The organism is Roseateles sp. GW821-FHT09G03, from assembly GCF_059416045.1.
The window spans coordinates 1-24,020 of the sequence record NZ_JBWKOK010000009.1 but is presented as its reverse complement, the minus strand read 5'-3'; the positions used below and the strand labels follow the sequence as shown (position 1 = coordinate 24,020).

Genomic DNA, 24,020 nt, shown 5'->3' with positions numbered 1-24,020 from the left:
TTCGAACGTTGGATGAAGCAGTCGCTCGAGGAAGTCGAGCGGTCGCTGGAGGCCTGGGTGCCCGAAGGGGCGCCGGCGGGCCTGGGCGAGGCCATGCGTTATGCCGTCCTCGGGGCCGGCAAGCGCCTGCGCCCGCTGCTGGTGCTGGCCGCGGCCGACGCCGCCGGCGGCCAGCGCGAGGCCGCGATGCGCGCGGCGTGCGCGGTGGAGTTGATCCACGCGTACTCGCTGGCGCATGACGACATGCCTTGCATGGACAACGACGTGCTGCGCCGCGGCAAGCCGACGCTGCATGTGCAGTACGGCGAGGCCCAGGCGATGCTGGCCGGCGACGCGATGCAGGCGCTCGCGTTCGACGTGCTGACACCGGACGAGGGCGTCGCGCCCGCCTTGCAGGCCAGGCTGTGCCGGCTGCTGGCGCGCGCCAGCGGCTACGACGGCATGGCCGGCGGCCAGGCGATCGACCTGGCCAGCATCGGCAAGCCGCTGGACGAGGCCCGGCTGCGCGACATGCACCGCCGCAAGACCGGCGTGCTGCTGCAGGCCAGCGTCCTGATGGGCGCCGCATGCGGCGAGCTGACGCCGGCCGCCTGGGAGTCGCTGAGCCGCTACGGCGCGGCGATCGGCCTGGCCTTCCAGGTCGTCGACGACATCCTGGACGTGACGCAGGACAGCGACGTGCTGGGCAAGACCGCCGGCAAGGATCAGGACAACAACAAGCCGACCTACGTCAGCGTGCTGGGCCTGGAGCCCGCCCGCGCGTACGCGCTCCGCCTGCGGGACGAGGCGCATCAGGCGCTCGCCGGCAGCGGCCTGGCCGACACCGCCTGGCTCAGCCTGCTGGCTGACAAGGTGGTCGAGCGCGACAACTGAGATCCTGGGTCGGAACCGGCATGGGCTCCGACCAGGCTCCGGCAAAAGAGAGAGGCGACGCCATGAGCGACAACCCATCGAACGCGACAGCCGCGCAGACGCTGCTGTCGACCATCGAGAGCCCCGCGGACGTGCGCCGGCTGTCGCGCAGCCAGCTCCCACAGCTGGCGGACGAGGTCCGCGCGCACATCCTCAACAGCGTGTCCAAGACCGGCGGCCATCTGTCGTCGAACCTGGGCACCGTGGAGATGACGGTCGCGCTGCACTACGTCTACGACACGCCGCGCGACCGGCTCGTGTGGGACGTCGGTCACCAGACCTATCCGCACAAGATCCTGACCGGCCGCCGCGACGCGATGGCGACGCTGCGCCAGCAGGGCGGCATCTCCGGCTTCCCGCGCCGTGACGAGAGCGAGTACGACACCTTCGGCACCGCGCACTCGAGCACCTCGATCTCCGCCGCGCACGGCATGGCGATGGCCGCGCGGATCAAGGGCGAGGCGCGCCGCGTGGTCGCGATCATCGGCGACGGCGCGATGACCGCCGGCATGGCCTTCGAGGCGCTGAACAACGCCGGCGTCGCGCATGGCGGCCTGCTCGGCGACGTGCTGGTGATCCTCAACGACAACGACATGTCGATCAGCCCGCCGGTCGGCGCGCTGAACAAGTATTTCACCCGGCTGATGAGCGGCAAGTTCTACGCCGCCGCGCGCGAAGGCGCGAAATCGGTGCTCAAGCACACGCCGCTGTACGAGTTCGCTCGCCGCTTCGAGGAGCACACCAAGGGCATGTTCGTGCCCGGGACGATCTTCGAGGAGTTCGGCTTCAACTACGTCGGTCCGATCGACGGGCACGACCTGGACGCGCTGATCCCGACGCTGGAGAACCTGCGCGACAAGAAGGGCCCGCAGTTCCTGCACCTGGTCACGCGCAAGGGCCAGGGCTACAAGCTGGCGGAAGCGGATCCGGTCAAGTACCACGGCCCGACGCCGTTCAACCCGGCCGAAGGCATCAAGCCGTCGACCGCGCCGGCGAAGAAGACCTTCACGACGGTGTTCGGCGACTGGCTCTGCGACATGGCCGAGGCCGATCCCACGCTGGTCGGCATCACGCCGGCGATGCGCGAGGGCTCGGGCATGGTCGAGTTCCACAAGCGCTTCCCGACGCGCTACTACGACGTCGGCATCGCCGAGCAGCACGCGGTGACCTTCGCCGGCGGTCTGGCCTGCGAGGGTCTGCGGCCGGTGGTGGCGATCTACTCGACCTTCCTGCAGCGCGGTTACGACCAACTGGTCCACGACGTGGCGCTGCAGAACCTGCCGGTGCTGTTCGCGCTGGACCGCGCGGGCCTGGTCGGGGCCGACGGCGCGACGCACGCCGGCAATTACGACATCGCCTTCACGCGCTGCATCCCGAACATGAGCGTGATCACGCCGTCGGATGAGAACGAGTGCCGTCAGGCGCTCTACACCGGCCACGTGCACAACGGCCCGGTGACGGTCCGTTATCCGCGTGGCGCGGGGATAGGCGCGGAGATCCGGAAAGAGATGGTCGCGCTGCCCTGGGGCAAGGGCGAGATGCGCCGGACTTCCTCGCTGCCGGCCGCCGGCGGCCGCGGTGTGTCGCATGCGCCTCGCGTCGCGATCCTGGCCTTCGGCACCTTGCTGCATCCGGCGCTGAAGGCGGCGGAGGCGCTCGACGCGAGCGTCGCCAACATGCGCTTCGTGAAGCCGCTGGACGTCGAGCTGGTGAAGGAACTGGCCCGCACCCACGACGCGCTGGTGACCGTCGAGGACGGCTGCGTCATGGGCGGTGCCGGCAGCGCGGTGCTGGAAGCGCTACAGGCCGAAGGCCTGTCGCTGCCGGTGCTGCAATTGGGCCTGCCCGACGAGTACGTCGAGCACGGCGAACCCGGCAAGCTCATGGCCCAGTGCGGCCTGGATGCCGTCGGCATCGAGCGCTCGATCCGCGAGCGCTTCCTGTCGACCGTCGCGCCGGTGGCGATCAAGGTCGCCTGAGCAGGCTGTTGTCCCTCGAATGTCCCTCGAACGGCGCTGGCCTTGCGGTCAGCGCCGTTTTGCTTTTCCAGGCGGCACTTGGCTGGCCAATGCAGGCGCCAGCGCACGTTTCACCGCGTCGATGAAGTCCTGCGTCAGCGCATGCGCCGCGCGGTGCAGCGGCCACAAGGCCTGGATGCGGAAGGGCACCGACACCGAGAACGGTCGCAGGTGCAGATCCGGTCCCGCGCACGCTCTCGCGGTCAACGGATTCACGAGCGCAATGCCCAGGTTTTTCTGAACCAGCGCGCAGACGGCGATGGCGCTGTGTGTCTCCATTTGCAGACGCCGCCGCACGCCGGCACTTGCAAAGAGGGCGTCGAACTGGCGGCGATAGGGATCTTCGGCGGACAGGCTGACGAAGGGCTCGCCCTCGAAGTCCGCCGGGGTCAGGACTTGCCGTTCCAGCAGGCGATGGCCGGCTGGGAGCACGCAGACTTCGTCGAGTTCCGCCAGCGTTTCGCTGCGCGTGCCGGGCACGGTGGTGGAAACCTCGCTCAGGCCGATGTCGAAGCGCTGGGCGGCCATCCACTCCTCGAGCAGCGGCGACTCCTGCGGCGTCAGCGTCAGTTCCGCCTGCGGGTGTCGTCTCAGCCAATCGGCGCTTGCGTCCGGCAGCAGCGCGTGGGCCAGCGCCGGCAGCGTCAGGACGCGCAGGCGTTCGTCCTCGGCGCGTCCCAGTGACTGGGCGCGGGCGACCACCTGGTCCAGCCCCTGGTAGGCGCGCTGGACCTCGTCGAACAGCGCCAGGGCCCGCGCCGTCGGACGCAGCCGCCCCGGGGCGCGGTCGAACAGGGCGTAGCCGAGCAGTGATTCCATCCTCGCCAGCTCCCGGCTGACGGTCGGTTGAGACGTGAACAGCAGTTGCGCGGCGCCAGTCACGCTGCCGGCGGTCATGACGGCGCGGAAGACTTCGATGTGGCGATGCGTGATCGGCAGGGGCATCGCGGAAGGATATCAGTGCATATCAAAAATGAATCTACTTGGGAAAACAAAGCATTTGATTGAATGGCGCGGGGGAGGGATGCTTGCGGCAGTTTCGATATGCATTCGTCTGAAGGATTCCTGACATGCCGCAAGCCCTGACCCCCGCCCGCGAGCAGCAACTGCAAGCGCTTGCCGCCCAGTACGGCACCCCGCTCTGGGTGTACGACGCCGCCGTCATCCGGGAGCGCATCACCGCGCTGGGTGGATTCGACACGGTGCGCTTCGCCCAGAAGGCGTGCTCCAACACCCACATCCTGCGGCTGATGCGGGAGCAGGGGGTGAAGGTCGACTCGGTGTCACGCGGCGAACTGCTGCGCGCCTTCGCCGCCGGGTTCACCGTCGGCACCGGCGCGGACGCGGTCCATTCAGACATCGTCTTCACCGCCGACCTGCTGGACCGCGAGACGCTCAAGACGGTCGTCGAGCACCGCGTGCCGGTGAACGCCGGCTCGATCGACATGCTGGAGCAGCTCGGCGAGGTCTCGCCGGGCCACCCGGTGTGGCTGCGCCTGAATCCCGGCTTTGGTCACGGCCACAGCAACAAGACCAACACCGGCGGCGAGCACAGCAAGCACGGCATCTGGCACGAGCAGCTCACCGACGCGCTGGCCGTCATCGCGCGCCGCGGCCTGACGCTGATCGGGCTGCACATGCACATCGGCTCGGGCGTCGACTACGACCACCTGGGGCGTGTCAGCGGCGCGATGGTCGACCTTGTCCGCACCGTGAAGGCGCAGGGCCTGGACCTGCAGGCGATCTCGGCCGGCGGCGGACTGTCGATCCCCTACCAGGAAGGGGGTGAGCGCATCGACACCCACCACTACTTCAGCTTGTGGGATGCCGCCCGCAAGGAAGCGGAGGGCGTGGTCGGGCACGACCTGGCACTGGAGATCGAACCGGGCCGCTACCTGGTCGCAGAATCCGGCGTGCTGCTCGCGGAGGTCCGCGCCGTGAAGTCGCAGGGGCGCCAGCACTTCCTGCTGGTCAATGCCGGCTTCAACGAGCTGATGCGGCCGGCGATGTACGGCAGCTTCCATGCGATGAGCCTGATCCCTGCGGATGGCCAGCGCCGGGCTATCCAGGAGACCGTGGTCGCCGGTCCGCTCTGCGAATCCGGCGATGTCTTCACCCAGGCCGAAGGCGGCGTCGTGCTGGCGCGGGAATTGCCGCAAGCCAAGGTCGGCGATCTCCTGGTCATCCACGACACCGGCGCGTACGGCGCCTCCATGTCCAGCAACTACAACAGCCGGCCGCTGATCGCCGAGGTGCTGGTCGACGGCCCTTCGGACCGACTGATCCGCCGCCGCCAGACCGTCGAGGAATTGCTGGCGCTGGAAGCTGTCTGATCGCCTTTCATGGGGTTTGAACGCGGCGGAAGGGTGATCTGACCGTTTTGACGCCGGTTTGTCGCCGATATGACGTTTTTGCTATCGCACAAATGATTTTTGATAGCTTGGCTCAATAGGGATTCGCAATAGGCCGCATTGGGGAATTCAAACCCGCCGATAGCCTTCGCCCCCTATCATTCTTTCCATTCCATCAACCCCTGACTGCGAGAACGAAGCAATGTCCCTGATCAACACCCAAGTCCAACCCTTCAAGGCCCAAGCGTTCCACAACGGCAAGTTCATCGAGGTCACTGAAGAGTCGCTCAAGGGCAAGTGGTCCGTGCTGATCTTCATGCCGGCCGCCTTCACCTTCAACTGCCCGACGGAAGTCGAAGACGCGGCGGACAACTACGGCGAGTTCCAGAAGCTGGGCGCCGAGGTCTACATCGTCACGACCGACACGCACTTCTCGCACAAGGTGTGGCACGAAACCTCGCCGGCCGTCGGCAAGGCCAAGTTCCCGCTGGTCGGCGACCCGACGCACGCCCTGACGAACGCCTTCGGCGTGCACATCCCGGAAGAAGGCCTGGCCCTGCGCGGCACCTTCGTGATCAATCCGGACGGCGTCATCAAGACCCTGGAAGTGCATGACAACGCGATCGCCCGCGACGTCAAGGAAACGCTGCGCAAGCTGAAGGCTGCCCAGTACGTCGCCAAGAACCCGGGCCAGGTCTGCCCGGCCAAGTGGAACGAAGGCGACAAGACCATCGCCCCGTCGCTGGACCTGGTCGGCAAGATCTAAAGGATCTCGCCCTCACGGGGGTGAAGGCGGTCCGTCCGGATCGTCTCCCCCCGGACCGGTGATCCGGATGAGGACGTTCCTCTCCCCCTCACTGCAAAGGCGCCGCGCGTGGACCGATCCGGTCCGCGGGCGTGTGCTCGGCCGCCCCTCTGATCTGACAGGGAGGCCGGTTCTCGAAGTCGCTTAAGAAAATTGGAAGGAAGCAACGATGTTGGACGACAACCTGAAGGCGCAGCTCAAGGCCTACCTGGAGCGGGTCACGCTGCCGTTCGAGATCGAAGCCTCGTTGAACGACTCCGAGAGCGCCGCAGAGCTCAAGCAGCTGCTGCAGGACATCGTCGCGATGTCCGACAAGATCACGCTGAACCTCGACGGCAACGACGCGCGCAAGCCGTCGTTCAGCCTCAAGCGCACGGGCACGGAACAGAGCCTGCGCTTCGCCGCCATCCCGCTCGGCCATGAGTTCACCTCGCTGGTGCTGGCCCTGCTGTGGACGGGTGGCCATCCCCCGAAGGTGGAGCAAGCCACCATCGACCAGATCAAGGGCCTGGACGGGGACTACCTCTTCGAGGTCTACATGTCCCTGACCTGCCACAACTGCCCGGACGTCGTGCAGGCGCTGTCGCTGATGTCGGTGCTGAACCCGCGCGTCAAGACGGTGATCGTGGACGGCGCGCTGTTCCAGGACGAGGTCAATGCCCGCGAGATCATGGCCGTGCCCACGATCTACCTGAACGGTCAGGAATTCGGCTCCGGCCGCATGACCGTGGAAGAGATCGCCGCCAAGCTGGACACCGGCGCGGCGGAGAAGGACGCGGCCAAGCTGTCGGCCAAGGACCCGTATGACGTGCTGATCGTCGGCGGCGGCCCGGCTGGCGCGGCGGCGGCGGTGTACGCGGCCCGCAAGGGCATCCGCACCGGCATCGCGGCCGAGCGCTTCGGCGGTCAGGTCAACGACACGCTGGCGATCGAGAACTACATCTCCGTGCTGTCGACCGACGGCCCGAAGTTCTCGATGGCGCTTGAGTCGCACGTCAAGGACTACGGCGTCGACGTCATGAACCTGCAGCGCGCGGATCAACTGATTCCGGCGACGACGCCGGGCGGCCTGGTCGAACTGAAGCTGGCCAACGGCGGCTCGCTCAAGAGCAAGACGGTGATCATCTCGACCGGCGCGCGCTGGAAGAACGTCAACGTGCCCGGCGAGCAGGAATACAAGAACAAGGGCGTGGCCTACTGCCCGCACTGCGACGGGCCGCTGTTCAAGGGCAAGCGCGTGGCGGTGATCGGCGGCGGCAACTCCGGCGTCGAGGCGGCGATCGACCTGGCCGGCATCGTGGCGCATGTGACGCTGCTGGAATTCGGCGACCAGCTGCGCGCTGACGCGGTGCTGGTGAAGAAGCTGGAGAGCCTGCCCAACGTGGTCATCCTGAAGCAGGCGCAGACGAGTGAGTTCACCGGCACGGCGGGCAAGCTCGACGGCCTGAACTACATCGACCGCGCGACTGGCGAAAACAAGCGCGTCGAGGTCGAAGGCGTGTTCGTGCAGATCGGTCTGGTGCCCAACACCGAATGGCTGCGCGGCACGGTGGAGCTGTCGCGCCACGGCGAGATCATCGTCGACGCCAAGGGCCAGACCTCGGTGCCGGGCGTGTTCGCCGCGGGTGATGTGACGACGGTGCCGTTCAAGCAGATCATCATCGCGGCCGGCGACGGCGCGAAGGCGGCACTGAGCGCGTTCGATCACCTGATCCGCAACTGATCGCTGCTTCTGCAGACCCTGCTGACGCCCCGAAAGGGGCGTCAGTCGTTTGGGGAGCGCTCAGCGCCGACTGCGCCAGAGGCTCTCCGCGCTGTAGACGGCAAGTGCCGACCAGATCAGCACGAAGCCGACGAGCCGCGCGCCCGCGAGCGGCTCGTGATACAGCCAGACGCCGAGCAGGAACTGGATCGTCGGGGACAGGTATTGCACGAGGCCGAGCGTCGTCAGCGTGATGCGGCGCGCGCCGGCGGCGAAGAGCAGCAGCGGCACGGCGGTCAGCGGTCCGGCGAGCAGCAGCCAGGCGATGTGCCCGGCGTCGCCGGTCGCGAACGCGCTGGTGCCCTGGCTGGTCCACCAGAACAGCGCGGCGGCGGCGAAGGGCGAGAGGATCAGCGTCTCCAGCGTCAGGCCCTCGAGCGCGCCGAGGTGCGCCGTCTTGCGCATCAGCCCGTAGACCCCGAAGCTCAGTGCCAGCACCAGCGCGATCCACGGCAGCCGTCCGGCGGTCACCGTCAGCCAGATCACGCCCGCCGCGGCGAGTCCGATGGCCAGCCACTGCACGGGCCGCAGCCGCTCGCGCAGGAACACGAAGCCCAGCATCACGTTGACCAGCGGGTTGATGAAGTAGCCCAGGCTGGCCTCGACGACGTGGCCCTGCTGCACCGCCCACACGTAGACCAGCCAGTTGGTCGAGAGCAGCAACGCCGACACGGCGCAGGTCCCGAGGAGCTTCGGCGAGCGCAGCACCGGCCCGAGCCACGCCCAGCGGCGCAGCGCCGTCAGCACGATGGCGACGAAGACCATCGACCACAGCGTCCGGTGCGCGATGACTTCGAACGCGCTGACGTCACTCAAGCGCTTGAAGTAGAGCGGGAACAGACCCCACGCGATGTAGGCCAGCGCCGCGTAGAGCATGCCGGTGCGGGCGTGGGCGTTGTCGGCGGCGTTGCGGATGTCGTTGGTCATGGGTCCAGCTTCGGGAGTCGCGCGAGGAGACGCGTGACGGGCGCGTGCGGAGCGCGTGTGGGGGCTCGCGATTCTGCCCGCGCTGCATGCCCGGCGCTGTCGAAAGGCGCCGAGCCCATTCGTCGTGCTCGGTGGCCCCTCTTTTCATGCCGGCCGCTTCGTCGCAGGATCGCATCCCATGGCGCATGTTGAATTCACGTCGCAATTGCACCGCTACGTCGACACCCCCCAGCTGGACTGCGACGCCGGCACGCTGGGGGAGGCGCTGACGCTCGCCTTCGACTGCAATCCCCGCCTACGCGGGTACATCCTGGATGAGCAGGGGCATCTGCGCACGCATGTCGCCGTGTTCATCGACGGCCACCGCGCGCGGGACCGCCAGGCGCTCAGCGATCCTCTGACGGCGCAATCCAAGGTCTATGTGCTGCAGGCGCTGTCGGGCGGCTGAGCGTCCGCGCTGTCCTGTCGAGAACCGTCACGCTCGAACGTCGTGAGAGGTGAGGTCCGCCATCGCACGACCCGCCATCGCAATACTCGCATCGCAAGGAGACACCGATGACCACCACCGCCTGGGCCGCCACGCGCAAGGGCCTGTTCGAACTCCGGAACGATCCCGCCACCGGCGGATGGTCGATCGGCCGCCACAGCTTCGTGGGGGATCCTGTCAGCATGGTGCTGCCCGCGCCGGCGAGAGGCGGACGGATGTTCGCCGCGCTCAATCTCGGGCATTTCGGATCCAAGCTGCAGGCATCGGACGACGGCGGCGCCACCTGGCGCGAACTCACCTCGCCCGCGTTCCCCGAGCAGCCGGAAGGCGCGGAAGGTCCGCCCTGGAAGCTCCAGCAGATCTGGGCGCTGGAGCGCGGCGGCGACGGGCGGCTGTGGGCCGGGACCATCCCCGGCGGACTCTTCGTCAGCGAGGACCAGGGCGAGACCTGGCAACTCGTCGACACGCTCTGGGACAAGCCCGAGCGGCTGGGCTGGTTCGGCGGCGGTTATGACGCGCCGGGCATCCATTCGATCAACGTCGATCCACGGGATCCGAAGCGGCTGCTGCTCGGCATCTCCTGCGGCGGCGCCTGGCGCAGCGAGGACGGCGGCGCGAACTGGCACATCAGCGCCAAGGGCATGCGCGCCGACTTCCTGCCGCCGGAGCAGCAGGGCGAGGAGAACACGCAGGACCCGCACCGCATCGTCGCCAGCGCGGCGGATCCGGACGTGCTCTGGTGCCAGCATCACAACGGTGTCTGGCGCTCGGTCGACGGCGGGGCGAACTGGGGCGAGATCAAGCCGCCGCTGTCGGGCTTCGGCTTCGCGGTGGCCGCGCATGCGGGCGATCCCGACACGGCGTGGTTCGTGCCCGGCGTCAAGGACGAGAAGCGCCTGCCCGTGGACGGCGCGCTGGTGGTGAACCGCACGCGCGACGGCGGCAAGACCTTCGAGACGCTGCGGACCGGGCTGCCGCAGGCGAACTGCTACGACCTCGTCTACCGCCACGGCCTGGCCGCGCACGACGACGGCCGCCGGCTGCTGATGGGCAGCACGACCGGCAACCTGTGGGCGACCGACGATGCCGGCGACCGCTGGTCGCTGGTCTCCGGGCACCTGCCACCGATCTACGCGCTGCGCTTCGGCTGAATGCCTACCCGCTTCCACTTGCTGGAGAGCGCCGCCGTTCTTACTCCCTCTCCAGCTTGCGGGAGAGGGTCGGGGTGAGGGCCAGCGGCGGGGGTAGTGCTGCGACGCCAGTCAGAGGAATTGCTCCCACTCCGGCCCGGGCGCCGCTTCGAGTTCCAGCGTCGCCCCCGTCATCGGATGCGCCAGGGTCAGTCGTTGCGCGTGAAGCCACAAGCGCTGCCGCCCGAAATGCGCCGCGAGCGCGCGGTTCAGCGGCCCCTTGCCGTGATTGGCGTCGCCGACGATGGGGTGCGCGACGTGCTTCAGATGCCGGCGGATCTGGTGGCGCCGCCCCTGCACCGGCTCGCACGCGAGCAGCGCGAGTCGCGTCGTCGGGAAACGCGGGTCGGTGCTGACCGGGACTTCATGCCGGCGGAGGCAGGTCCACTCGGTCTGCGCTTCCAGGTGAGGCTGCCCCGCGGACGGCAACTCCGGGTCGCGGGCGAGTGGATGGTCGATGGCACCGGCATCGGCAGTGGGCCAGCCTCGCACCAGCGCCAGATAGCGCTTGTGCGTGCGGCGTTCCGCGAGGGCAACGCCGAGCAGGCTGGCGACTTCCGCGCTCAATGCGAAGACGAGCACGCCCGAGGTACCTCGGTCCAGCCGATGCGCCGGCCAGACCGGCCGGCCGAGCTGATCGCGCAGACGTTGCAGCGCGGCCTCTTCCTCGTGGGCGTCGATCGCGGTGCGGTGCACCAGCAGCCCCGCGGGTTTGTCGATCACCGCGAGGTGGTCATCCAGATGGAGGAGCGCAAGGACAGTTGTCATCGCTGAAGGGGACGGTGTGCGCACGCCTGGCGCGCTTTTTGCCCTCTTTTCCCCGTTTGGGGGGAGAGGACAGTCACAGGGTGCTTCGCCAAAATCCTGTCATGCGGCCTGCTCATCATCGCAGCAGGCAAGAGCGCCATCGATGTCGGTGGCGGGGCCCCCCGGGTCCGCACCCGCAGTCGTCGTCGCAGCAGCAGCAGCAGGAGTTCGCCATGCCTCAGGAGTTTCACATCGGTCACCGGTCCTTCCTGGACCGGGTCGTCCTGGCCTTGGGCAGGGTGGTGCGGCGCACGCCGGCCGTGAGACTGGTCAGTCGATCTGCCCATCCACGTACAGCCACGCCCCGTGCTCCCGCACGAACCGGCTGATCTCGTGCATGCGGTGCGCGCGCCCGCCGACCTTGCTGCGCGCGACGAACTCCACCGTCTCATGGTCCGGGTCCTGGCGCGTGTGCCCGCGCACCTCGAGGCCCAGCCACTTCAAGTCCTGTTCCCCCCGATCGAGTGACGCCGGGCGGGTGCTCGGATGCCACGTCGCGAGCAGATAGTCGATCAGGTCCATCGTGTAGGCCGTGTACCGCGAGCGCATCAGCGCCTGCGCGTCCGCCGCGATGAGCGCGCCGGTCTCGGCGAAGGCGCGATGCAGGTCCCCGCAGCACGAGGCATACGGGCGACCGCTGCCGCAGGCGCACAGGTTCGCCGCTGATTCCACCCGATTCGTCTTGCCGGCCGCGCTGTTCGCCGCGGTCTTGGATTTTTCTGACGTCATGAGGGCGGCATCATGCCAGCGTCTCTAGAATGGCTGGATGAATTCCCAGGATTTTGGCGACGAGCGCCCGACACCGCCGCAAGAGGACCTGTTCACGCCGCGCGCGCCGCGCGGTCTGCTGGACAACCTCAACCCCGAGCAGTACGCCGCGGTGACGCTGGGACAGGAGCCCGCGCTGATCCTGGCCGGCGCCGGCTCGGGCAAGACGCGCGTGCTGACGACGCGCATCGCCTGGCTGATGAGTCAGGGCCACGCCACGCCGGCGTCGGTGCTGGCGGTGACCTTCACCAACAAGGCCGCGAAGGAGATGGTCACCCGCCTGTCCGCGATGCTGCCGGTGAACGTGCGCGGCATGTGGATCGGCACCTTCCACGGCCTGTGCAACCGCTTCCTGCGCGCGCACTGGAAACTGGCCGGCTTGCCGCAAGGATTCCAGATCCTGGACTCGGGCGACACGGTCTCCGCGGTCAAGCGCGTCATCAAGGCGATGAAGCTCGACGAGGAGCGCTTCGTCCCCAAGCAGGTCTCCTGGTACATCGCCGGCGCCAAAGAGGACGGCATGCGTCCCAAGGACATCGACCTGCGCGACGAGCAGACGCGCAAGCTGGTCGAGATCTACCAGGCCTACCAGGACCAGTGCGAGCGCGAGGGCGTGGTCGACTTCGCCGAGCTGATGCTGCGCTCGTTCGAGCTGATGCGCGACAACCAGGCGGTGCGCGAGCACTACCAGCGCCGCTTCCAGTACGTGCTGGTCGACGAGTTCCAGGACACCAACAAGCTGCAGTACGCGTGGCTGAAGATGTTCGCGCCGCCCGGGCGCGGGCAGGGCGTGTTCGCGGTCGGCGACGACGACCAGAGCATCTACGCCTTCCGCGGCGCGCGCGTGGGCAACATGGCCGACTTCGAACGCGAGTACCGCGTGCGCCAGGTCGTGAAGCTGGAACAGAACTACCGCAGCTTCGGCAACATCCTGGATGCGGCCAATGCGCTGATCAGCAACAACAGCCACCGTCTGGGCAAGAACCTGCGCACCGAGGCCGGTCCCGGCGAGCCGGTGCGCGTGCACGAGGCCAGCAGCGACTTCGCCGAGGCGCAATGGCTGCTCGAGGAGGCGCAGGCCCTGCATCGCCAGGGGCTGGAGCGCAAGGAGATCGCGGTGCTCTACCGCAGCAACGCGCAGTCGCGGGTGATCGAGTCGGCGCTGTTCAACGCCGGCATCCCGTACCGCGTGTACGGCGGCCTGCGCTTCTTCGAGCGCGCCGAGGTGAAGCACGCACTGGCCTACCTGCGCCTGATCGAGAACCCGAACGACGACACCAGCTTCCTGCGCGTCGTCAACTTCCCGGCGCGCGGCATCGGCGCGCGGACCATCGAGCAACTGCAGGACGCGGCGCGTCCGAGCGGGCGCTCGCTGGTGCAGAGCATCGGCGCGGTCGGCGGCCGCGGCGGCGCCAGCCTGGCGGGCTTCGTCGGTCTGGTCGACGCGATGCGCGAGGCCACGGCCGGGCTCACGCTGCGCGAGATCATCGAGCACATCATCGAGCACTCGGGCCTGACCGCCTTCTACCGCGCCGAGAAGGAAGGCGAGGACCGGCTGGAGAACCTGGGCGAACTGGTCAACGCCGCCGAGGCCTTCGTGACGCAGGAGGGCTTCGGCAAGGACGCGGTGGCGCTGCCGGTGGACGAGCACTCGCCCGGCGCGATCGCGGACGGCCTGCCGGCGGCGGTCGCCCCGGCCGCGCCCGCGACACCGGACGCGGAAACCGGCGAGATCATGTCGCCGCTGGCCGCGTTCCTGACGCATGCCTCGCTCGAGGCCGGCGACAACCAGGCGCAGGCCGGCCAGGACGCGATCCAGCTGATGACGGTGCACTCAGCCAAGGGCCTGGAATTCGATGCGGTGTTCATCACCGGCATGGAAGAGGGCCTGTTCCCGCACGAGAACTCGATGTCCGACTCGGACGGGCTGGAGGAAGAGCGCCGGCTGATGTATGTCGCGATCACGCGTGCGCGCCAGCGGCTGTACATCAGCTTCTGCCAGACGCGGATGCTGCACGGCCAGACCCGCTACAACATCAAGAGCCGCTTCATGGAGGAGCTCCCCGAGGAGACGCTGAAGTGGCTGACGCCGCGCAACCAGGGCTTCGGCTCGGGCTTCGCGAAGGACTACCAGCAGGCCTGGCAGCGCGGCTCGGGGCTGAAGTCGATGGTGGGCGCCGGCCGTGTCGATCCGTCGGCGTTCCCGCAGGCGCCGGTGCCCAGCGCGATGAAGCAGTCGGCGGCCGAGAAGACCGGCAACGAACACGGTGGCCTGCGCGTCGGCAAGGGCGTGTTCCACAACAAGTTCGGCGAGGGCGTGCTGCTGACGCTGGAAGGCAGCGGACCCGATGCGCGCGCGCAGGTGAACTTCGGCCGGCACGGCACCAAGTGGCTGGCCTTGAGCGTGGCCAAGCTGACGCCGATCGATTGAGACGGCAAGGCGTCCGGCATGTCCGGAAGAGGTGCGCCCGGACGAGACCGGAACGAGTGAGCGGACATCGTACGGAGCACGCCGCGCGGCGTGCCGCCTGGCGCAGAATGGGCGCTGAGCGATAAAGATTCCAGCAAACAGGAATCACGATTGCCCGGGAGGGAGATCCCATGAATAGGTCTTTGATCCTGGAATCTCCATGCGCACTGTTGTACCGATCGATCCCCCCGACGACCCGATGATCGAGGACGCGCTGGCGCTGGGCGCCGCCGTCCGCGCCGCGCGCACCACCGCGCGCCTGCCGCTGGTCGAAGCCGCCGAGGCGCTGGGCATGTCCCGCCAGACGCTGATCAACATCGAGACCGGACAAGGCGGGGTGAGCCTGTCCACCGTGCTCAAGGCGGCCCGGGCGCTCGGCGTGAGCCTCTTCGCCGTGCCGTCGCAGCAGCGGGAAGTCGTCCGGCGCGCGATCCGCACCGCGCGCGACTCGAAGTTCTCCGACCTGGATGACGATGCATGAACGGTCTGGAGGTCTGGCTCGACGAACATGAAGTCGGCTGGCTGAAAGCAGCCGATGCGCCCTCGGGGCCCGGGCCGGAGGACGTGCCGCGTCCACGCCCGCTCTCGCTGGCCTACCTCGAACGATGGACCTCGGAAGTGCTGGCCTTTCCGCTGGCGCCCTCACTGCCGATGCCGCCGCGCGGCGGGCCGGGCAGCGAGTCCACCGAGGAAGCCGTGCGCGCGTTCTTCGATCATCTGCTGCCCGCGGGCGATGCCCGGTCGCGGATCTTCACCGCCCTGGGGCTGAGGCCCGGCGACAGCTTCGGCGCGCTCCGCCTGATGGGGCGGGATCTGCCCGGTGCCGTGCGGCTGATCGCGGACGGCCTTCAACGGCCCGCGGGTCCGGTGCAACGGGCGATCGCACGCGACGAACTCTCGGAACGCATTCGCCATCGCGACGCGTTGCCCTTTGCGGTCTGGGACGGTCAGGTGCGGGGGGCTTTCGGCGGCGAACGCGACAAGCTCGGGATCTACGTTGAACGGGACGGCGGCTGGCACTTCGCCGACGGGCCGCAGATGGCCTCGACCCATGTGCTGAAGCCGTCCCCCGATGCGAATGGCCTGGGTGAACAGCCCTTCAACGAGTTCTTCTGCATGCGGCTCGCCGCGCGCGTGGGCCTGGACGTGGCGCCGGTGCAGTTGCACCGCGTGCCGGAGCCGGTGCTGCTGGTCGAACGTTTCGACCGGCAACGGCTCGAGGATGGCCGCGTGCGGCGTGTGCATGCGATCAACGCCTGCCAGGCGCTCGGCGTGCCGCCGGATGGCGAGGACGGCGTGTCGCTCGCGCAGCTGTTCTCGCTGCTGGCGCACAGCCCCACGCCGCTGGTCGACAGCCGCGCGCTGCTACGCTGGACGATGTTCCGGCAGCTCATCGGCTGCGACGGATCGGGCGCGAAGGACCTGTCCTTCTTCGTCGATCACGGCGGCCTGCGTGTGGCGCCGGCGCACGGTTTCAGCGGCGCCACCGGCGATGCACCCGCCTTCGACGCCGCTGCCTGGGCCGACTTCGCCCGTGACAGCGACATCGCACCCCGCAGCGTGACGCTGGAACTGAAACGCCTGTGCGAGGCAGTGCTCGCACAGGCGCCTGTGTTGGCGGACGAGCTCTCGGTCGACGTGCCGCGGCACGTGAGCGAAGGCCTGCTCGGCCGCCTCCTCGGCGAGAGCGACCGTCAGACCGCCCTCGCGTCGGAGATCTCCCGCTAGATCAGATGCCGATCTCGCCGCCGTCCTTGCGGGTGATGATCACCGTGGCGGAACGCGGACGCTTCTTCACCGCCGGGTCGGCCTGGTTGGCCGGCCAGTAGCTGCCGTAGGTCTTCGCGGCCCAGTCCGGGGTCGTTTCTTCGCCCGGGTGCTGCACGTTGAAGAACAGCGTCTTGTAGTCCGGCGTCATCGCGATGCCGGTGATCTCGCATTCCTTCGGGCCGACCAGGAAACGGCGCAGCGTGTCCGACGTCGCCTTGGCGCCGGCGCGGGTCTGCGTGCCGCCCGCGGCGTTCGCGACGCCACCGTCGCCGACCTTGCCCGGCAGGGCCGCCAGCATCATGCAGTTGGTGATGTCGGTGTAGGCGCCGTCATCGGTCTGGATCCACAGCATGCCGCGCTTGTCGAAGTACAGGCCGTCCGGGCTCGAGAAGTCGTTGCTGTCCGCCAGGCCGGACAGGTTCACGTCCGCGGCCGCGTCGGCCTGCGCGCCGAACAGGTAGACGTCCCACGTCATCTTGGTGACGTCGGTCGCGTCTTCCTTCCAGCGGATGATGTGGCCGTTGGGGTTGCCCGCCTGCGAGGTGGTGCCCTTCATGTCCACGTAGTAGCGCGGGTTCGCGGCGTCCGGCTTGAGCTGGCTGCCGGTCGGCGTCGCGGTGTTGGCCACGCGGTTGCTGTTGTTGGTCAAGGTCATGTAGACCTCGCCATTGGTGGGATGCACGGCACCCCACTCCGGACGGTCCATCTTCGTGGCGCCGAGGATGTCGCCCGCGATGCGCGCGTTGATCACGACGTCGCCCTGGTCGGCGAAGGCATAGGTCGTGTTGGCCGCGGTCAGGCCGTTGGCGCCGAAGGTCAGCGGCATCCAGTTGCCGGTGCCGTCGGCGTTGAACTTGGCCACGTAGAGCGTGCCCTCGTCCATGTACTTCGCGCCGGCGGCCATGCCCTTGCCGACGTCGGCCGCATCCCAGTTGGCCTTGGAGACGAACTTGTAGATGTACTCGTTGCGCGAGTCGTCGCCCATGTAGATGACGATCGGCTTGCCGGCGACGGCCTCGGCGGGCCAGGCGCCTTCATGGTTGAAGCGGCCCAGCGCGGTGCGCTTCGCGGGGACGGAGTCCGGCGCGAACGGGTCGATCTCGACCACCCAGCCGAAGGTGTTGATCGTGTTGCGGTAGTCGGCGGTGGCGGCGGCGCCGGTCACCGACGAGTTCCAGCGGGCGAACAGGTCGGCGGTGCCGGCCGTTTCCCACAGGTAGGGGCTCTTGCGGTTCTGCGGCAGGCCGTAGCGGTTGAGGCTGGCCACTTCCTTGGCGCCGCTGCGCAGGGCGTCGTCACCGGCGGCACGGCTGATCACGTTGAGGTAGTTCTCCTCGCAGGTCAGGTAGGTGCCCCACGGGGTGTAGCCGTTGGCGCAGTTGTTGTTGGTGCCGCGGGTCTGCACGGCCGTCGGGCTGAACAGCGTCTGCAGCTGGGCGTTGCCCTTGGCGGGGCCGGTGAAGTCCATCGTCGTGGCCGAAGTCACGCGGCGGTTGTAGCGCGAGCCGCGCACCATGCCCATGCCGGTGCCCGTGGCGTCGCGCTTGACTTCGACCACGGAGATGCCGTGGGCGTAGATTTCCTTCTCGACTTCGGTGGCGTTGCGCGCGGCGCCGGCGGCGCGGCCGGCCGGGTGCAGGCCGTACGGGGCGACGACGTACTCGTGGTTGACGGCCAGCAGGCCGCGGTCCGAGCGCTTGGCATCGAAGGCGCCGGCGTCGCTCAGGCCGAAGTAGTACATGCCGTCATGGCCGTCGCCGACGCGGCGGTTGTAGGACTCGGCCGTTTCGGAGCCGTCGTCCTTCCAGGACTCGTCGCCGAAGTGCAGCGGGTCGCCCAGCGCGTGCAGGATGCTGACGTTGTAGCCGTCGGCCACGGTCACCAGGTCGTTCTTGTTCTTGGCGACGGCGGTGAAGCCGATCTTCAGCGGGGCCGGCTGCGGCGCCGGGGCGGGCGCGGGGGCCGGCGAGTCGTCGCTGCTGCCGCAGGCGCTCAGGATCGAGCCGCCGAGCAGGGCCGAGGCCGCCGTGGTGATGCCGCCCTTGAGGGCGACGCGCCGCGACAGGCGCGCGGCGAGGACGTCTTCGAAGTGCGGGTTCGCGGACGGGTTGACCACCACGTCCTCGTCGTATTCGTTGGCGCTGTCTTGGCTGGCAACGATGTCGTGCTGCTTGCTCATTCGTGAAGGCTCCGCTCAATGGAAAGGCGGGCGGATTCTGCGAAGGGCAAGTGACGGTGACGTGAAAAACTCGTTAGCAAATCCTTCAGGGAACATCCGTGCGAATGGCGAAGCAAGCGCCGGAGATGCGATGTCGTGCCGCAGGGGCAAGACCTGTCACCCGCTTTCGGGTGACGCGGCGGGAGGGTCCCTGACCCGATCCGCGATCAGACCGGCGTGACCGGGGTTTCCGGCAGCTCTTTCGGCGCGCCGAACATGAAGCAGTCGATGAAGGTGAAATACAGCGAGCAGTAGAACGCCGTCGTCAGGATCATCGCCAGCGGCACGAGCAGGAAGGGCAGCAGGTTGGCCAGGCCGAGCAGCATGCCGACGATGGTGAGCACCATCGTCGCGCCGAAGGTCAGGCCGACCCAGACCAGGCCCGACAGCGCGAACGCGCCCTTGTTGCGCCACACGCCCAGCGTGCTGGAGAACAGCGCCTGCAGCACGCCCTGGCCGCCCCAGTGGATCAGCGCGGGCGCGTGCCAGAACGGGATCGAGATCAGGCCCGTCAACAGCAGCCGCAGGCCGATGCCAGTCGTCAGCGAGGGGTCGCCGATCGTGGCCTCGATCGCTTTCGGATCGGGCTTGCCGCCAGCGGCGCCGCCCGCCGCGGCCACCTGCTCGACCGCGCGCACCAGGGCGCCGCCGTCCAGCCAGTGGGCCAGGAACATCACGGCGATCGTGCTGAACGCGTAGAGGAAGCCGAGGATCAACTGGTCGCGGCGGCGTTCCTTGGTGAGCTGCAGCGGCTGCGCGAAGACCGCGGCCGTCGGCGTGTGCGACTGCAGCACCTGGTGCGAGGCCAGCATGAAGGACAGCGATACCAGCGGCAGCGCCGCCAGCACGACCAGCTGTCCCAGCAGCGGCACCAGCTGCAGCACCGAAGAGACCAGCAGGAACACGGCGAACAGGCCGATCAGCGCGATCGGCTTGCGCCGCAGCACCTTCAGCCCGTGGCGCACCCAGAGCAGGCCGTTGCGCGGCGGGACCGTTTGCAGGTGCAGGATCATGGCAAGGACTCCAGCGCATGCCAGGGCCTGGCGATGCGCTCGCGCAGGACGCGCTCGAAATGGGTGGGATCGTGGGGTGTGAGGAGGCTGGCCTCGCGCGGCAGGTGGAAGTCCCACAGGCGCGAGATCCAGAAACGCAGCGCCGCCGCGCGCAACAGGCCGGGCAGCAGGCGGTGTTCGGCGCCGGAGAGCGGGCGCACCGACTCGTAGGCCTTCACGAAGGCGCCGGCGCGCTGCTCGTCGAGACGGCCGCTATCGAGGTCGATGCACCAGTCGTTCAGGCACACGCAGAGGTCGAACAGGAAGCTGTCGACGCCGGCGAAGTAGAAATCGAAGAAGCCGCTGAGCTTCTCGCGCCCGGGCAGCCCGTCGAACATCACGTTGTCGCGGAACAGGTCCGCGTGGACCGGACCGCGCGGCAGCAGCGCCGCGCTCGGGGCGAGCTGCTCCTGGAAGGCCAGTTCGGCGCTCAACAGTTCGGCCTGGGCGGGCGTCACGTGCGGCAGCACGACCGGCACGGTCTCGCGCCACCAGGGCAGGCCGCGGAGGTTGTCCTGATGCAGCGGGAAGTCCTGGCCCGCCAGATGCATGCGGGCGAGGCCGGCGCCGACCTGCTCGCAATGGAACTCGTCCGGCGCCAGCTGATGGCCGCCGCGCAGCTTGTCCACCACCGCCGCCGGCTTGCCGGCCACGGTGTGCAGGATGCGGTCCTGCGCGTCGGGCTGCGGCGCGGGCACCGGCACGCCCTGGCGGGCGAGGTGGCGCATCAGCTCGAGGTAGAACGGGAGCTGCTCGAAGCTCAGGCGCTCGAAGATCGTCAGCACGTAGTCGTGCGTCTCGCCGTCGCGCGTCGTGGTGACGAAGTAGTTGGTGTTCTCGATGCCGGCAGTGATGCCCTTGAGCGACTGCAGTTCGCCCAGGGCCAGCGTGTCCAGCAGCGCTTGCGCCTGCTCGGTCGAGACGTCGGTGAATACGGCCATGAAAAGGAAAAAGAACGGACCGGGGGCCGACCGTGGCGGGTCAGCCTCGACGGGTCAGAAATTGAAGAGGCGCCAGACCCGCGCGCCCGCGTTGCCGCGGTCGGCGCCCTGGCGGGTGGGGATGTCGCGGCCGGTGTCGCCGAGCAGGATCTCGTACTCGGGCGCCTTGCTGTCCTTGTTCTTGACCACGACCTTTTGGGTCAGGCCCCTCACCCGGGTCTCCTCGATGCGGACCTTGTCGTCTTCGTTGACGAGCTGTTCGACCTTCACCTCGGGCACGTCGCGGAACTTCGCGGCCTCGGCGGGCGCCGGGACCGGAGCCGGCGCGTCGGCCGCGTGAGCCTGGAGCGCGCAGGCGGCCAGGACGGCGAACAGAGGGGCGAGGCGGGTGGTTTTCATGGTGACGTCGATTCTAAGCTTGGCCCCAGGAAAACCCCGTCCCCCCGGGCGAGTGCCAGTCGACGGTCCATCCTCCTGCCAGACCGGGCGCCGCGCGCCTGCAACAATGTCGGGATGAGCAAACCTCTGATGCTGCTGGTCGACGGGTCCAGCTACCTCTATCGCGCCTTCCACGCCATGCCCGACCTGCGCGGTCCGGGTGGGCAGCCCACCGGCGCCATCCACGGCATGGTGGCCATGTTGAAGAAGCTGCGCGACGACTATGGCGCCGAGCATGCGGCCTGCGTCTTCGACGCCTCCGGTCCGACCTTCCGCGACGAGTGGTACCCCGAATACAAGGCCCAGCGTGCGCCGATGCCCGACGCGCTGCGCGAGCAGATCGACCCGATCCACGAGGTGGTGAAGCTGCTGGGCTGGCCGGTGCTGACGGTGCCCGGCGTCGAGGCCGACGACTGCATCGGCACGCTGTCGCGGGTGGCGGCGCAGGCGGGGCACCAGGTGGTGATCTCCACCGGCGACAAGGACCTGGCGCAGCTGGTGACGCCGGACGTCTCGCTGATCAACACGATGAGCAACGAGAAGCTGGACGAGGCCGGCGTGCTGGCCAAGTTCGGCGTGCCGCCGGACCGCATCATCGACTACCTGACCCTGATGGGCGACACCGTGGACAACGTGCCCGGCGTCGAGAAGGTCGGCCCGAAGACCGCGGCCAAGTGGATCGCCGAGCACGGCTCGCTGGACGGCGTGATCGCCAACGCGGACCAGATCAAGGGCGTCGCCGGCGAGAACCTGCGCAAGGCGCTGGACTGGCTGCCGATGGGGCGCAAGCTGGTGACGGTCAAGGTCGACTGCGACCTGTGCACGCACGTGGCCGGCTGGCCCGCGCTCGAGGCGCTGGCCTTCAATCCGGTCGACGAGGCGGGGCTGCTGGAGTTCTACACGCGCAACGGGTTCAAGACCTGGAAGCGCGACCTGGAAGGCAAGCTCGGCGGTGACGCGCCCAAGCGCGCCAAGCCGGAACCCGACGTGGGCGCCGCGAACGCGACCGATGCGTATGCGGAGGTCCAGCATCCGGCGATCCCCGTCGACAAGCGCTACGAGACCATCGTCGACATGTCCCGGCTGGACGCCTGGGTCGAGCAGCTGAACGCCGCCGAACTGGCCGCCTTCGACACCGAGACCGACTCGCTGGATCCGATGCAGGCGCGCATCGTCGGCATCAGCTTCAGCGTGAAGCCGGGCGAGGCCGCCTACATCCCGATCCGCCACGACGGCCCGGACGCGCCTGAGCAACTGCCGATGGACGAGGTGCTCGCGAAGCTCAAGCCCTGGCTCGAGGATCCGCTGAAGAAGAAGGTCGCGCAGAACGTCAAGTACGACACCCACGTGCTGGCCAACCACGGCATCGCCGTCCAGGGCACGGCCTTCGACACGATGCTGGAAAGCTACGTGCTGGAGGCGCATCGCAGCCACGGCCTGGAGGCGCTGGCCGATCGCGTGCTCGGCCGCAAGGGCCTGAGCTATGAGGACCTGTGCGGCAAGGGCGCGCACCAGATCCCGTTCGCGCAGGTGGAAGTGGCGAAGGCGTCGGAATACTCCTGCGAGGACTCCGAGATGTGCCTGCACGTGCACCAGACGCTGATGCCGCGCCTGGAGGCCGACGCCGGCCTGAAGTTCATCTACGAGCAGATCGAGATCCCGGTGTCGGCACTGCTGGCGCGGATCGAGCGCACCGGCGTGCTGATCGACGCCGGCCGGCTGCAGGCGCAGAGCGCCGACCTCGGCCAGCGCATGGTGGCGGCCGAGCAGGCCGCTTACGAGATCGCGGGTCAGCCGTTCAACATCGGCTCGCCCAAGCAGATCGGCGAGATCCTGTTCAACCGTCTCGGCCTGCCGGTGGTGAAGCGCACCGCGACCGGCGCGCCGTCGACGGACGAGGAAGTCCTGGAGAAGCTGTCGGCGGACTTCCCGCTGCCGGCCAAGATCCTGGAATACCGCTCGCTGTCCAAGCTCAAGAGCACCTACACGGACAAGCTGCCGCTGATGGTCAATGCGAAGACGGGCCGCGTGCACACGACCTACTCGCAGGCCGTGGCGGTGACCGGACGCCTGTCCAGCAACGAGCCCAACCTGCAGAACATCCCCATCCGCACGGCCGACGGCCGTCGCGTGCGCGAGGCCTTCATCGCGCCGGCGGGGCATCACATCGTGTCGGCGGACTATTCGCAGATCGAGCTGCGGATCATGGCGCACATGAGCGAGGACCCGGGCCTGCTGAAGGCCTTCCAGGAAGGCCAGGACGTGCACCGCGCGACCGCCGCCGAGGTCTTCGGAGGGGGGCTGGACGCGGTGACGCCCGAGCAGCGGCGCTACGCGAAGACGATCAACTTCGGATTGATCTACGGCATGGGCGCGTTCGGGCTGGCGCAGTCGCTGGGGATCGAGCAGAAGGCGGCGAAGGATTACATCGACCGCTACTTCACGCGTTTCGCCGGCGTGCGCAGCTACATGGACGACACCAAGCAGTTCGCGAAGGACAAGGGCTATGTCGAGACGGTCTTCGGCCGCCGCTTGTGGCTGCCGGAGATCAACTCGGGCAATGGTCCGCGTCGCAGCGGTGCGGAGCGTCAGGCGATCAATGCGCCGATGCAGGGCACGGCCGCCGACCTGATCAAGCTGGCGATGATCGCCGTCCAGCAGGCGCTGGACGAGCAGGGCAAGAAGACGAAGATCGTGATGCAGGTGCACGACGAACTGGTCTTCGAGGTGCCGGACGAGGAGCTCGACTGGGTGAAGACCGAGGTCCCGACGCTGATGGCTGGCGTCGCCGCGCTGAAGGTGCCGTTGCTGGCGGAAGTTGGCGTCGGCGCCAATTGGGACGAGGCCCACTGACTGCCACGGCCGCTGGCCCTCACCCCCGCCCTCTCCCGCAAGCGGGAGAGGGAGTGGGAGTGGGAGTGCACCGAGCTGACCGGGAGGCTCCCTCTTCTGCAAGGCTCGGTGTATCGCGGACGCCGGGGCGGGCCCCAGGTCGCTGTCGCATCGAGCCTTCAAGAAAACTGACTTGGGCGCCGTCTGTTCGAGGTTCTATGGTTCCTTTCAAGCTCCAAGGGACGAGAGCATCGCTGGATTGAATCGTTGCC

General features: G+C 68.3%; 19 protein-coding genes. 11 read left to right on the top strand and 8 right to left on the bottom strand.

Going from position 1 to position 24,020, the window contains the following annotated elements; all coding sequences use genetic code 11:
• Positions 1 to 12 precede the first annotated feature (12 nt).
• Positions 13 to 873 (top strand): polyprenyl synthetase family protein, encoded by an 861-nt coding sequence (locus tag AC07OZ_RS25795; protein WP_495469905.1) that lies wholly within the window; start codon positions 13 to 15, stop codon positions 871 to 873.
• Positions 874 to 935: 62 nt separating this feature from the next.
• The gene (gene dxs, locus AC07OZ_RS25790; RefSeq protein WP_495469904.1) at positions 936 to 2,891 is read left to right on the top strand and encodes a 1-deoxy-D-xylulose-5-phosphate synthase; all 1,956 of its coding nucleotides are present in this window, start codon (positions 936 to 938) and stop codon (positions 2,889 to 2,891) included.
• A 48-nt stretch (positions 2,892 to 2,939) separates the two neighbouring features.
• Here the strand turns inward: dxs and AC07OZ_RS25785 are convergent, their stop codons facing one another.
• On the bottom strand, positions 2,940 to 3,875 hold the full coding sequence (locus AC07OZ_RS25785; RefSeq protein WP_495469903.1) for a LysR family transcriptional regulator: 936 nt from the start codon (positions 3,873 to 3,875) through the stop codon (positions 2,940 to 2,942).
• Positions 3,876 to 4,000: 125 nt separating this feature from the next.
• On the opposite strand from AC07OZ_RS25785, the gene lysA reads away from it, so the two are divergent.
• From lysA to ahpF, 3 genes are all read left to right on the top strand, one after another.
• Positions 4,001 to 5,263, top strand: a complete 1,263-nt coding sequence (gene lysA, locus AC07OZ_RS25780; RefSeq protein ID WP_495469902.1) for a diaminopimelate decarboxylase — start codon at positions 4,001 to 4,003, stop codon at positions 5,261 to 5,263.
• A gap of 220 nt (positions 5,264 to 5,483) precedes the next feature.
• A complete protein-coding gene (ahpC, locus tag AC07OZ_RS25775) occupies positions 5,484 to 6,047 on the top strand; it encodes an alkyl hydroperoxide reductase subunit C (RefSeq protein ID WP_067283909.1) in 564 nt (187 codons plus the stop codon).
• A gap of 208 nt (positions 6,048 to 6,255) precedes the next feature.
• Entirely contained in the window at positions 6,256 to 7,809 is a 1,554-nt protein-coding gene (gene ahpF / locus AC07OZ_RS25770; protein WP_495469901.1) for an alkyl hydroperoxide reductase subunit F, read from the top strand.
• Positions 7,810 to 7,869: 60 nt separating this feature from the next.
• Here ahpF and rarD read toward each other — a convergent pair whose 3' ends face one another.
• Positions 7,870 to 8,775 (bottom strand): EamA family transporter RarD, encoded by a 906-nt coding sequence (gene rarD / locus AC07OZ_RS25765; protein ID WP_495469900.1) that lies wholly within the window; start codon positions 8,773 to 8,775, stop codon positions 7,870 to 7,872.
• Positions 8,776 to 8,953: 178 nt separating this feature from the next.
• On the opposite strand from rarD, the gene AC07OZ_RS25760 reads away from it, so the two are divergent.
• The gene (locus tag AC07OZ_RS25760; protein WP_495469899.1) at positions 8,954 to 9,223 is read left to right on the top strand and encodes a ubiquitin family protein; all 270 of its coding nucleotides are present in this window, start codon (positions 8,954 to 8,956) and stop codon (positions 9,221 to 9,223) included.
• A gap of 107 nt (positions 9,224 to 9,330) precedes the next feature.
• The gene (locus tag AC07OZ_RS25755; RefSeq protein WP_495469898.1) at positions 9,331 to 10,413 is read left to right on the top strand and encodes a WD40/YVTN/BNR-like repeat-containing protein; all 1,083 of its coding nucleotides are present in this window, start codon (positions 9,331 to 9,333) and stop codon (positions 10,411 to 10,413) included.
• A 111-nt stretch (positions 10,414 to 10,524) separates the two neighbouring features.
• Here AC07OZ_RS25755 and AC07OZ_RS25750 read toward each other — a convergent pair whose 3' ends face one another.
• Entirely contained in the window at positions 10,525 to 11,220 is a 696-nt protein-coding gene (locus tag AC07OZ_RS25750; protein ID WP_495469897.1) for a pseudouridine synthase, read from the bottom strand.
• A gap of 309 nt (positions 11,221 to 11,529) precedes the next feature.
• The gene (locus AC07OZ_RS25745; RefSeq protein ID WP_495469896.1) at positions 11,530 to 11,988 is read right to left on the bottom strand and encodes a YchJ family protein; all 459 of its coding nucleotides are present in this window, start codon (positions 11,986 to 11,988) and stop codon (positions 11,530 to 11,532) included.
• Between the two features lie 37 nt (positions 11,989 to 12,025).
• Here AC07OZ_RS25745 and AC07OZ_RS25740 point away from each other — a divergent pair, with 37 nt between their 5' ends.
• The 3 genes from AC07OZ_RS25740 (at position 12,026) to AC07OZ_RS25730 (ending at position 16,225) form a co-directional block, all read left to right on the top strand.
• Positions 12,026 to 14,458 (top strand): UvrD-helicase domain-containing protein, encoded by a 2,433-nt coding sequence (locus tag AC07OZ_RS25740; RefSeq protein ID WP_495469895.1) that lies wholly within the window; start codon positions 12,026 to 12,028, stop codon positions 14,456 to 14,458.
• Between the two features lie 199 nt (positions 14,459 to 14,657).
• Positions 14,658 to 14,978, top strand: coding sequence for a helix-turn-helix transcriptional regulator (locus tag AC07OZ_RS25735; protein WP_431102191.1), 321 nt, complete (start codon positions 14,658 to 14,660; stop codon positions 14,976 to 14,978).
• Positions 14,975 to 16,225 (top strand): HipA domain-containing protein, encoded by a 1,251-nt coding sequence (locus tag AC07OZ_RS25730; protein WP_495469894.1) that lies wholly within the window; start codon positions 14,975 to 14,977, stop codon positions 16,223 to 16,225. Before AC07OZ_RS25735 ends, AC07OZ_RS25730 begins: the two co-directional genes overlap by 4 nt.
• 1 nt (position 16,226) lies before the next feature.
• Here the strand turns inward: AC07OZ_RS25730 and AC07OZ_RS25725 are convergent, their stop codons facing one another.
• From AC07OZ_RS25725 to AC07OZ_RS25710, 4 genes are all read right to left on the bottom strand, one after another.
• Complete coding sequence (locus AC07OZ_RS25725) at positions 16,227 to 18,446, bottom strand: PhoX family protein (RefSeq protein WP_495469893.1); 2,220 nt, start codon at positions 18,444 to 18,446, stop codon at positions 16,227 to 16,229.
• Between the two features lie 206 nt (positions 18,447 to 18,652).
• Entirely contained in the window at positions 18,653 to 19,498 is an 846-nt protein-coding gene (locus AC07OZ_RS25720; RefSeq protein ID WP_495469892.1) for a BPSS1780 family membrane protein, read from the bottom strand.
• Entirely contained in the window at positions 19,495 to 20,478 is a 984-nt protein-coding gene (locus AC07OZ_RS25715; RefSeq protein WP_495469891.1) for a homoserine kinase, read from the bottom strand. Before AC07OZ_RS25715 ends, AC07OZ_RS25720 begins: the two co-directional genes overlap by 4 nt.
• Positions 20,479 to 20,532: 54 nt before the next feature.
• On the bottom strand, positions 20,533 to 20,877 hold the full coding sequence (locus AC07OZ_RS25710) for a hypothetical protein (RefSeq protein WP_495469890.1): 345 nt from the start codon (positions 20,875 to 20,877) through the stop codon (positions 20,533 to 20,535).
• 114 nt (positions 20,878 to 20,991) lie between these two features.
• Here AC07OZ_RS25710 and polA point away from each other — a divergent pair, with 114 nt between their 5' ends.
• On the top strand, positions 20,992 to 23,769 hold the full coding sequence (gene polA / locus AC07OZ_RS25705; RefSeq protein ID WP_495469889.1) for a DNA polymerase I: 2,778 nt from the start codon (positions 20,992 to 20,994) through the stop codon (positions 23,767 to 23,769).
• Positions 23,770 to 24,020: the final 251 nt, after the last annotated feature.

Excerpts from the sequence above, each read along its gene's own strand:
- AC07OZ_RS25795 (WP_495469905.1), top strand. The coding sequence starts at position 13 with ATGAAGCAGTCGCTCGAGGAAGTCGAGCGGTCGCTGGAGGCCTGGGTG.
- dxs (WP_495469904.1), top strand. The coding sequence starts at position 936 with ATGAGCGACAACCCATCGAACGCGACAGCCGCGCAGACGCTGCTGTCG.
- AC07OZ_RS25785 (WP_495469903.1), bottom strand. The coding sequence starts at position 3,875 with ATGCCCCTGCCGATCACGCATCGCCACATCGAAGTCTTCCGCGCCGTC.
- lysA (WP_495469902.1), top strand. The coding sequence starts at position 4,001 with ATGCCGCAAGCCCTGACCCCCGCCCGCGAGCAGCAACTGCAAGCGCTT.
- ahpC (WP_067283909.1), top strand. The coding sequence starts at position 5,484 with ATGTCCCTGATCAACACCCAAGTCCAACCCTTCAAGGCCCAAGCGTTC.
- ahpF (WP_495469901.1), top strand. The coding sequence starts at position 6,256 with ATGTTGGACGACAACCTGAAGGCGCAGCTCAAGGCCTACCTGGAGCGG.
- rarD (WP_495469900.1), bottom strand. The coding sequence starts at position 8,775 with ATGACCAACGACATCCGCAACGCCGCCGACAACGCCCACGCCCGCACC.
- AC07OZ_RS25760 (WP_495469899.1), top strand. The coding sequence starts at position 8,954 with ATGGCGCATGTTGAATTCACGTCGCAATTGCACCGCTACGTCGACACC.
- AC07OZ_RS25755 (WP_495469898.1), top strand. The coding sequence starts at position 9,331 with ATGACCACCACCGCCTGGGCCGCCACGCGCAAGGGCCTGTTCGAACTC.
- AC07OZ_RS25750 (WP_495469897.1), bottom strand. The coding sequence starts at position 11,220 with ATGACAACTGTCCTTGCGCTCCTCCATCTGGATGACCACCTCGCGGTG.
- AC07OZ_RS25745 (WP_495469896.1), bottom strand. The coding sequence starts at position 11,988 with ATGACGTCAGAAAAATCCAAGACCGCGGCGAACAGCGCGGCCGGCAAG.
- AC07OZ_RS25740 (WP_495469895.1), top strand. The coding sequence starts at position 12,026 with ATGAATTCCCAGGATTTTGGCGACGAGCGCCCGACACCGCCGCAAGAG.
- AC07OZ_RS25735 (WP_431102191.1), top strand. The coding sequence starts at position 14,658 with ATGCGCACTGTTGTACCGATCGATCCCCCCGACGACCCGATGATCGAG.
- AC07OZ_RS25730 (WP_495469894.1), top strand. The coding sequence starts at position 14,975 with ATGAACGGTCTGGAGGTCTGGCTCGACGAACATGAAGTCGGCTGGCTG.
- AC07OZ_RS25725 (WP_495469893.1), bottom strand. The coding sequence starts at position 18,446 with ATGAGCAAGCAGCACGACATCGTTGCCAGCCAAGACAGCGCCAACGAA.
- AC07OZ_RS25720 (WP_495469892.1), bottom strand. The coding sequence starts at position 19,498 with ATGATCCTGCACCTGCAAACGGTCCCGCCGCGCAACGGCCTGCTCTGG.
- AC07OZ_RS25715 (WP_495469891.1), bottom strand. The coding sequence starts at position 20,478 with ATGGCCGTATTCACCGACGTCTCGACCGAGCAGGCGCAAGCGCTGCTG.
- AC07OZ_RS25710 (WP_495469890.1), bottom strand. The coding sequence starts at position 20,877 with ATGAAAACCACCCGCCTCGCCCCTCTGTTCGCCGTCCTGGCCGCCTGC.
- polA (WP_495469889.1), top strand. The coding sequence starts at position 20,992 with ATGAGCAAACCTCTGATGCTGCTGGTCGACGGGTCCAGCTACCTCTAT.